Source organism: Streptomyces sp. HSW2009 (assembly GCF_040240285.1).
In the GTDB taxonomy this organism is placed as follows: Bacteria; Actinomycetota; Actinomycetes; order Streptomycetales; family Streptomycetaceae; genus Streptomyces.
Genome location: NZ_JBEHZD010000377.1, coordinates 1 through 8,037, shown reverse-complemented (window position 1 = coordinate 8,037; position 8,037 = coordinate 1). Strand labels below are relative to the sequence as shown.

General features: G+C 72.3%; 7 protein-coding genes. 3 read left to right on the top strand and 4 right to left on the bottom strand.

What is annotated here, in order from left to right; genetic code table 11:
- Positions 1 to 316 (bottom strand): AAA family ATPase (locus tag AAHZ94_RS23805; RefSeq protein WP_349995068.1); only part of this gene is annotated, 316 nt, incomplete at its 3' end.
- Positions 317 to 476: 160 nt separating this feature from the next.
- Positions 477 to 1,664 (bottom strand): hypothetical protein, encoded by a 1,188-nt coding sequence (locus AAHZ94_RS23800; RefSeq protein ID WP_349995067.1) that lies wholly within the window; start codon positions 1,662 to 1,664, stop codon positions 477 to 479.
- Between the two features lie 359 nt (positions 1,665 to 2,023).
- Between AAHZ94_RS23800 and AAHZ94_RS23795 the strand changes: the two genes are divergently transcribed.
- Entirely contained in the window at positions 2,024 to 3,166 is a 1,143-nt protein-coding gene (locus AAHZ94_RS23795) for a Ppx/GppA family phosphatase (RefSeq protein ID WP_349995065.1), read from the top strand.
- Positions 3,167 to 3,341: 175 nt separating this feature from the next.
- Here AAHZ94_RS23795 and AAHZ94_RS23790 read toward each other — a convergent pair whose 3' ends face one another.
- Complete coding sequence (locus AAHZ94_RS23790) at positions 3,342 to 3,827, bottom strand: DUF1269 domain-containing protein (RefSeq protein WP_349995063.1); 486 nt, start codon at positions 3,825 to 3,827, stop codon at positions 3,342 to 3,344.
- Between the two features lie 576 nt (positions 3,828 to 4,403).
- Between AAHZ94_RS23790 and AAHZ94_RS23785 the strand changes: the two genes are divergently transcribed.
- Both AAHZ94_RS23785 and AAHZ94_RS23780 read left to right on the top strand, forming a co-directional pair.
- Positions 4,404 to 5,111 carry an ABC transporter ATP-binding protein gene (locus AAHZ94_RS23785; RefSeq protein ID WP_349995061.1) on the top strand — a complete coding sequence of 236 codons (708 nt, stop codon included), beginning with the start codon at positions 4,404 to 4,406 and terminating at the stop codon, positions 5,109 to 5,111.
- Positions 5,112 to 6,869, top strand: a complete 1,758-nt coding sequence (locus tag AAHZ94_RS23780) for a hypothetical protein (RefSeq protein ID WP_349995059.1) — start codon at positions 5,112 to 5,114, stop codon at positions 6,867 to 6,869.
- A gap of 501 nt (positions 6,870 to 7,370) precedes the next feature.
- On the opposite strand, the gene AAHZ94_RS23775 is transcribed toward AAHZ94_RS23780, so the two are convergent.
- The gene (locus tag AAHZ94_RS23775) at positions 7,371 to 7,835 is read right to left on the bottom strand and encodes a DNA ligase-like domain-containing protein (protein ID WP_349995057.1); all 465 of its coding nucleotides are present in this window, start codon (positions 7,833 to 7,835) and stop codon (positions 7,371 to 7,373) included.
- Positions 7,836 to 8,037: the final 202 nt, after the last annotated feature.

Sequence of the window (8,037 nt, the reverse complement as noted above, 5' to 3'; positions counted from 1 at the left end):
GCCGAATGCTGAGGGCGTACTCGTCGGGCGCATTGAGACTCGCGTGCGTCGTCCAGTTCGCCTTGAGCTGGATAGTCAGAGATGTCGGAGGCTTTTCCCCACCCCAAAAGGCCACTTCGTCGAAGCCGCCCCGCTCCTCCAGTGCGGGCCGCAGGTCCGTACGGATGATCGCCGCCAGGAAGTCGAAGACCTTCAACACGTTGGACTTGCCGACCCCGTTGGGGCCCACGAGTACGGTCAGCGGGCCGAGCGGGATGGTCACATCACGCAGGCTGCGGAAGTTCTCGACGTGCAGTTCCAAGAGACGACCGGGCATGGGACGAACCTATCGAGTGGGGGAGCGTGACGCAGCGAAGTGGTCGAAACCGGCTACGGTGCCGGCGGTTGCGGGCGGCAGTTGCTGCCGCGTGATCAGCAGCGTAAACGTTCTCCTACCACGTGCTGCATCGCACGCGGAGGCGCACGCCCCACCACCATCACCCGCGAAGTGGCCCCGCCCCGGCAGCCGGCGCGGGTAGCGCCTCATCATCCGCGCGCAGAAGGCGTTCGACGGCGGTCAGGATCGCTTCGGTGGCGCCCGGTTCGGTCGCTATGGCTTGCAGGGTGACCGTTGGCCAGCCGTTGTAGCCGGCGGTGCGGAGTTCGGCCAGGCGTCGGTCCAGGCCCTCGACGGGTGGGAGGGCGGTGGCGAACTCCGTCGTCGTTTCGGTGCCGAAGCGGGTGGCGATCGAGCCCAGGCTGAAGGTGAACTCCTCGCGCCCGGGCGTCTCCAGTACGGACAGGATGCCGATGGGCACCCAGTTGCCGGCGGCCGTCCGGTAGTGCAGCTTCATGCTGGGGTACTGGCCCGTGCCACCCCGCAGCTTGCCGTGCGTCTCGGCGTGCGCCAGCAACTGGTCGGCGACGTGCCGCGCCTCGGGGGTGCAGCGGGCGGCGAGTGCGTCATCGAGCTCCGCGCGGGTCGTCCTGCGCACCGTGCGCTGCTGGCCCATCGCGGTCTTCGCGGCCATTGCCACCTCCCCGTACACCCGGGGCACCAGCACCTTCAGCGCGCCCGCGCCCCGGTACTGGGTGAGCTCCACGGCGTACACGTCCGTGTGGCGCAGGTGGCCGTTGAGGAACTCGACGATCGCGCGGAGTTCCAGCGGAATGCGGTCGGCGACGAAGAGCAGCCTCATCTGCCCAGCGGCCAGCCGTTCTTCCACCGCGGCCCAGAAGTCCTCTGCGGTCCGCCCGTCGAGCAACTCCTCGTACGCCTGCGGCAGTGGGCGGCCGTCGGTGCGGCAGGTCTCCTCGAAGGAGCGTTGCAGCAGGGCCGCCGGCCAGTACCGGGAGCCGTTCGCCGCGTAGTCGAGCATCTGGCCCACGACCTCGCGGCGGATGCGGGAATCGGTGGCGCGCTTGACCTCCACCAGGGTCGGCACCGCGTCGGCGTCGACGAAGAGGTGGTCGAGCCAGTAGGACGCGGCGCTTTCGGCGCTGGTCGGGACGCCCATCTCGCGGGCGACCAGGGACAGGCGCAGCGGGCGGCCGTCGGCGAGGGTGCCGAAGTCCAGCACGCGGGGGTGGCGCGCAAGGAGTTCCTGGAACTCCTCCTCCGTGTCGAACTCGGCCACCTCAAGCGCCTGTAGCCCCTCGCCCACGATGAACACCGGCTGTTCCATCGCGCCTCGCCCCCTCCGGCTCCGCCGCCCACGCCGTCGCCCATCGCGACGCCTCCACTGCACTCAGTGATACCTGATGCCACTGACAATGCGGGCCGGCGGGTCGGCCGCGGGCCCGCGTCGGGGCGCGCGGAAACCAGTCGCGCCGACTCAGCCGTACCGAGCCGAGGCGGTCGTGCGGACGGCCGGAATCCGCGGCGGTCGGGCCGCGCGGCGTGTGGCGGGTCGGGGCGACAATGGGGGCGGGGCCTGCGTACTGCGGTGTGGTTCACGCCGTTTAGCGGGAGGAACCGGACCCATGGCGACCGTTTCCACACTCCTCCCGCATCTCATGTCCATACGGGGGGTATTGGATGGCCATGAGGTTAAGCCTGATTGACGTCGGGTCGAACGCGGTCCGGCTGGCCGTGAGCGATGCGCGGGACGGTGCACCGTTGCCGGTGCACACCGCGAAGTGGAAGCTGCGCCTGTCCGAGCAGGTGGCGGAGGACGGCCGGCTCGGGGCCGCGGCCACCGAACGGCTGGTGGCGGCAGTGTCGGAGGCCGTCGACGTGGCCGAGCGGTGGGGCGCCCCGCGACCGTTGGCGTTCGCCACCGCCGTGGTGCGTGACGCGCCCGACCGGGCGGACGTGCTGCGCACGGTGCGGGACCGGACGGGGCTGGCGCTGCGGGTGCTGCCGGGCGAGTTGGAGGTCCAGCTCACGTTCCTCGGGGCCCGGCGCTGGATGGGGTGGCGGTCCGGTCCGCTGTCCGTCTTCGACATCGGCGGCGGGTCGTTCGACCTGGCCTTCGGGCGGGGGCGGCTGCCGGAGTTCGCGGTGTCCCTGCCGCTCGGCGCCAATCGCCTCACCAACGAGTTCTTCACCACGGCCGATCCCCCGCCGGCGGCCGAGACCGTCGCCCTGCGCCGCGCCGTACGACACCAGTTGCGCGACGCCGCGGCCCGCGTCCGCTGGGAGAACCCGCACACTTCGGTCGCCACCTCGCGCACGTTCCAGCAGTTGGCGCGGTTGTGCGGGGCGGCGCCCGGGCGGCGCGGCCCGTTCGCCCACCGCGTGCTGCACCGCCGCGATCTCCGCGCCGCGATCGACCAGTTGGCGGCGCTCCCCACCGACCAGCGCGCCGAGCTGCCCGGCATCACCAAGCCCCGCGCCCGGCAGAGCCTGGCCGGCGCCATCATCGGCCACACGGCGATGAAGCTCAGCGGGGTGGAGTCGCTGGTCCTGTGCCCGTGGGCGCTGCGCGAGGGCATCCTGCTGCGCTATCTGGAGGACGGCGCCGACTGGTGGACCGAACTGGCCCCCGAGCTCGAACCCGCGGGTCCTTCCCGCCGCGCGGAGGTCGCTCCGTACGCGGTGTCCGCAGCGCACGGCCCGCGCGCGGAGGTCGTCCCCGCGCAGCGCAGCGCACCACCACAGGCGCGGCCCCCGGCGGCGTGGCCCGCGGCGCAGCCGGCGGACGCCTGCCCGCTGCGGACGGCCCTCACACCGGCCCGCCGGTGAGGGCCGACTTCGGCGGCTCAGTTGCGGGGCGGTTGTGGTGGTGAGGGCCCATTTCGGTGGCTGAGGGGTGTGGTTGTGGTGGGGGGCTGTCCGGGGCTGAGGTCGCGCCGGCCGGTGGTGCGGTTCGGTCGGGCACCGGTCCGGTGGGGTGGCGCGCGCCGGCCCGCGGCTCCGGCTACTCCGCGAAGACCTCGCGCAGCTTGGCCTCCTGTTCCGCGTTCAGATTGGACTCGATGAGCTGGGCGTGGCCGCTGGGGAAGGCGGCCCGGACGCGTTCGACCACCGCGTCCTGGGAGAGCAGGAAGAGCGCCGACGTACCGGGGGTGACCTGGCTCTTCACCGAATCGATGAAGTCGTCGTCGATGCCGACGTCGGCCATCCGCCCGCCCAGCGCGCCGGCCGCGGCGCCGACCGCGGCCCCCAACAGCGGCATGAAGAAGATGAGGCCGAAGAGCATGCCCCAGAAGGTGCCGGAGAGCGCGCCGAGACCGGTGAGGTCGTGCAGTTGCCGGGTCTTCGGCTTCTTCTCCCCCTCCGGCCAGGCGGCGACGGCCGCGTCCAGGACCTTGATCAACTCTTGTTTCTGGAGCTGGAGCAGCGTGCTTTCGGCATCTGCGGCGCCCTGCGGGGTGTCGAACTTCCAGACGGTCAACGTGGCCATACGAGGTCTCCAGATCGAGGTCGGGGCGGTGGCGCGGGCGAGGTCGGGACGGTGGCACACGGATTGGGATCGGGGTCGGGTACGCGATCGGGTACGGGATCGGGTGCGGGTACGGGATCAGGTACGGGATCGGGATCGAGGCCGGTCGCGGAACGGGGGCCGGTCGCGGGCAGCCCGTACGCGCGCGGGCGCGGGCCGCACCACTGAGCATCGCCCGCCCGGTTCGCCGTACCGTCGCCGCCACGGCCTTCCGCCGGCCGCTCGCTGACCTTCACCCGTACGCGCAGCCCGTACGGCGCAAACCATCCGCCCCACCGGCCGCTGCCCCACCGGCCGATTGCACCGCCCCCGGGGCCGGCGCAGCGGCCCCATGTCGGCCGTACCGGATTGGCCACCGCCCGTACGGGGTATGCGGCGCCTTCTCAGCACCGCGGACGCCGCTCCCCGACCGGCGCCCTCCCCGTCCACCGGACGCACACCGCCCCCGCCCACCGGGCGCAGGCCGCTCCCCCACCGCTCAACTCCCCTCCGCCGCCCACCCGCTGGCGCCGCGGGCCGCCCGCATACGGTGGGTGGATGACGGAGACCGGGGCGGGGACGGGAGCAACGGCGGGGGCGGCGCTGCTTCGGCTGGTGGGGGTGGGGCGGCGGTACGGGGAGCAGACCGTGCTGCGGTCGGTGACGCTGGATGTGGCGCCTGGTGAGTGTGTGGCACTCGTGGGGGACAACGGTTCGGGCAAGTCGACGCTGCTGCGCCTGGCCGGGGGGCGGGAGCGGCCGAGTACGGGAACGGTGGAGTTCGCCGGCGCGCCGGTCGGCGCGGACGAGGCACGGACCAGGTCCCGGATCGCGGCCGTACTGGACACCGGGGCGCACTACCCGGACCTGACCGTGTACGAACACCTGATGCTGGTGGCGCTGGCCCACGGGGCCCGCGTCGCGGCGGCCGAAGAGACGGTGGCGGCCGAACTCGCCGCGTACCGGCTGACGGACCGCGCCGACGTGCTGCCCGCAGCGCTCTCCTCCGGCCAGACGCAGGCACTGGCGCTGGCCGCGGCGTTCGTACGACCGCACGAGCTGTTGGTGCTCGACGAACCGGAACAGCGGCTCGACGCGCAGGCCCGCCGTGCGCTGGCGGCCCGGCTCGCCGCCCACCGGGACGCCGGCACCGCGGTGCTCCTCGCCACGCACCACGAGGGGCTGCGCGCGATCGCCGACCGGGTGCTGGTGTTCGACGGGGCGGGTGCGGCGGCGGAGCCCGCCGCGGGCGAGGGCGGTCGCTGAGTGCGGTCGCCGCATCCGGCCCTGGCCTATCTGCACGCCCTGCGCGCCCCCGCGCGCCAGGAGAAGCGGAAGAGCGCCTGGTTCGCCGCGTACGTCGTCGTCCTGCTCGGGGCCTCCTGGGGGCTGCCGCTGCTACTGGCCGCCGGCCGCGCGGGGCACGCCCGCGACCCGCAGGACGGGCTCGGCGCCCATCTGTTGGCCGGGCTGCCCGTCACCGCGCCGGTGCTGGTGGTGCTGGTCCTGACGCTGACGGCGCGGGCGGCGCTGTGGCGCGGCCCGGTCACCATCGGCATGCCGGAACTCAGTTGGCTGCTGCCCACGCCGCTGCCGCGGGCGCCGATCCTGCTGCCGCGGCTGTACGGCTCCGCCGTGCTGGCCGCCGTCGCGGGCGCCGCGGTGGGCGGGGTGGCGGGGTTCTTGCTGTCGACGGTACGGGGCGGGCCGTGGCTCGCGGCGCCCGCGGCCGGGGCGGGGGCGGGGGTCGTCGTCGCGGTCATCGGCACCGCGCTCGGCGTCGCGATCGAGCGCCACGAACGGGCCGCGCTCCCCTACGCGGCCCGGGCCGCGCCGGTGACCTGGGCGGTCGTCGTACTCCTCGGCGGCGCGGCGGTGGCCGGCACCGCATACGGGGTGGCGGCGCCGCTCGGCGCGCTGTGCCTGTGGTCGGGGCCCTGGGGTTGGGCCGTCCCGCCGCTGGTCGCGGCGGTGGGCGAGGGCTCGGCCTCCGCGGGGGCGTCCGGCCGGGTGCCCGGTGGGGTGCCTGGGGTGCCGGGGGGGGTGCCGGGGTGGATGGTGGCCCTGCTGCTCGCCGCGACGGCCGTGGCGGGTGCGCTGTGGGGGGCGCGTCGGCAGGCCCCACTCGTACCGCTGGCCGCGCTGCGCCGCCGGGCCACGGTGGCCACGCAGGTCACGGCCGCGATCTTCAGCGTCGCTCTGCGGCAGGCCCGCACCGCCGTACACGGCGCAGGCCCGCAGGGCGTGGGCTCCCGGGGCGCACGCCCCCTCCTGCGCCTGCCGCTGCCGCGCCACCGCTGGCTCCTCATACCCTGGCGCGACGCCACGGCCCTGCTTCGCGCGCCGGGCCGGTTGGCGTGGGCGACGGTGTGGACCGGGGTCGCGGTCGGCCTCGCCGCGTACGCGCCGGGCCTCGGCCAGCGCGCCCGGGTGTTCACGATGCTGGCCGCGGCGGTGGCCGGCTACCTGGCCGCGGCCCAACTCGCCGAACCCGCCCGCCTGGAAACCGACGACCCCCGCCGCGCCACGCCCCTCCCGACCCCCGCCGGCACGCTGGCCCTGTGGCACCTGGTCGTACCCACCGCCCTCTCCCTCATCGGCACGGCGACGGGCGCGGCCGTCTGCGCGGCGACCGGCCACTGGCACCCCGCCCTGGCCCTCCTCACCGCGGCAACTCCCGCCTACGCGGCGGCAGCGCTGGTCAGCGCCTACCGGGGCGCCCTCCCCACACACGTCCTACTCGGCACGGAAACCCCGATGGGCAACACGGGCGGCCTCCAAGCGGCCCTCTGGTACGTCCGCGGCCCCCTCGCCCTCCTCGCCCTGACGACTCCGGCCCTGCTGGTGGCCGCATCGGCCGAGGGACATGGACGGGGCGCTGGCCAGGGTTCTGGTCAGGGCTCTGGTCGGAGTTTGGTGGCGGGGGGTGGGTTCGCGGTGTGGGCGGTGTTGGTGGGGTGGGTGTTGGGCGTGGGGGTGGCGGGGGCTTGGTGGGTACGGAGGCGGGGGCGGGGGGTTGGGTGAGGGGGTGGGGGTGAGGTGAGAGGCCGGGCGAGGGGGAGGCTTCTTGGGCGTGAGGGGAGTGGGGTGGGGAGTTTGATGAGGGGGCGGGGGGTGGGTGCGGGAGTTGGGGCGAGAGGTCGGGCGGGGGGGACTGAGCGAAGAGCTCCATCGCGGTCCGATTCGCCTACCGAAATGGGACCCCCACCTCCCCCAACAAGACGTCAAACTCAACGCCTCCAGGCAACTCATCCGCCACACCGACGTCAGGCTCCGCCTCCAGCGCGTTGCCATCAACGCCCACAGCACCCTGGTGAAGTCGAGATGGCCAACAGCGACGGCACCGAACCAGCGGGCCACGTCCTCGGAAGACATGACGACGACTCTGACGGCTCACCTGCCACAGCCGTCATCCGCTGGCGTTCCCGTGAGCGATACCGCCAAAAGGCCACGGAGCCCCCGCCGAAAGACACTCCGGCGCGGGCTCCCTGTATCAGTTTGCACTTACTTCTAGAACGCCTCGAACTATATCGACAAAATTCGCCGAATCACTGGATTAACAACCAACCCAGGGATCTCCGAAGTCAGACATGAATGCGCCTCTCGGCGGAACCTAGAGAATGCACTCGTGAGCTCTTCACGCTCGACAGCAACCCGCCACGACCGTTTCGACGAGGTCAAAGCAATGAGCTCGCCATCGCGACGCAGATAGATAACCTCATCGCTTTCCGTGAAATTGAATGCCGCATCTCCTCCTGCCGAGATACGCCCCTCTGCATGGGAGAACGAAAGGGCCAGGTCCACGAGCGTCACAAATCCTTGCCTTGAGATAACCTCCACGCCGCCTACAAGCATCTCGACATTAACTCCGAAGTACTTGTAGCAGAGGTCAACCTCTGCAAGATCCGCAGGATCACCCTGCCTGGCTCCCTCCCAGGTCCCCGACCAAGAGGAACCCGGCTCCGGGAGGGAGAAGGAAAGTTCAATCATGGTTTCTCCTTGCAGAGACTCTCTCGCCTAGAGCCAGACCCAGATCGTACGTCAAGGGTGATCATCGTGATACCCGGAAGGGCCCTAGGCGCCTCATCCCCATACCATGCGTATTCGATCGCCGAGAGATATCCATCGGTAGCCCAGAGAAGAATTTCCCCACACAGTGAACCCGATTCGTCCATAACTGTCGCGTCCACCG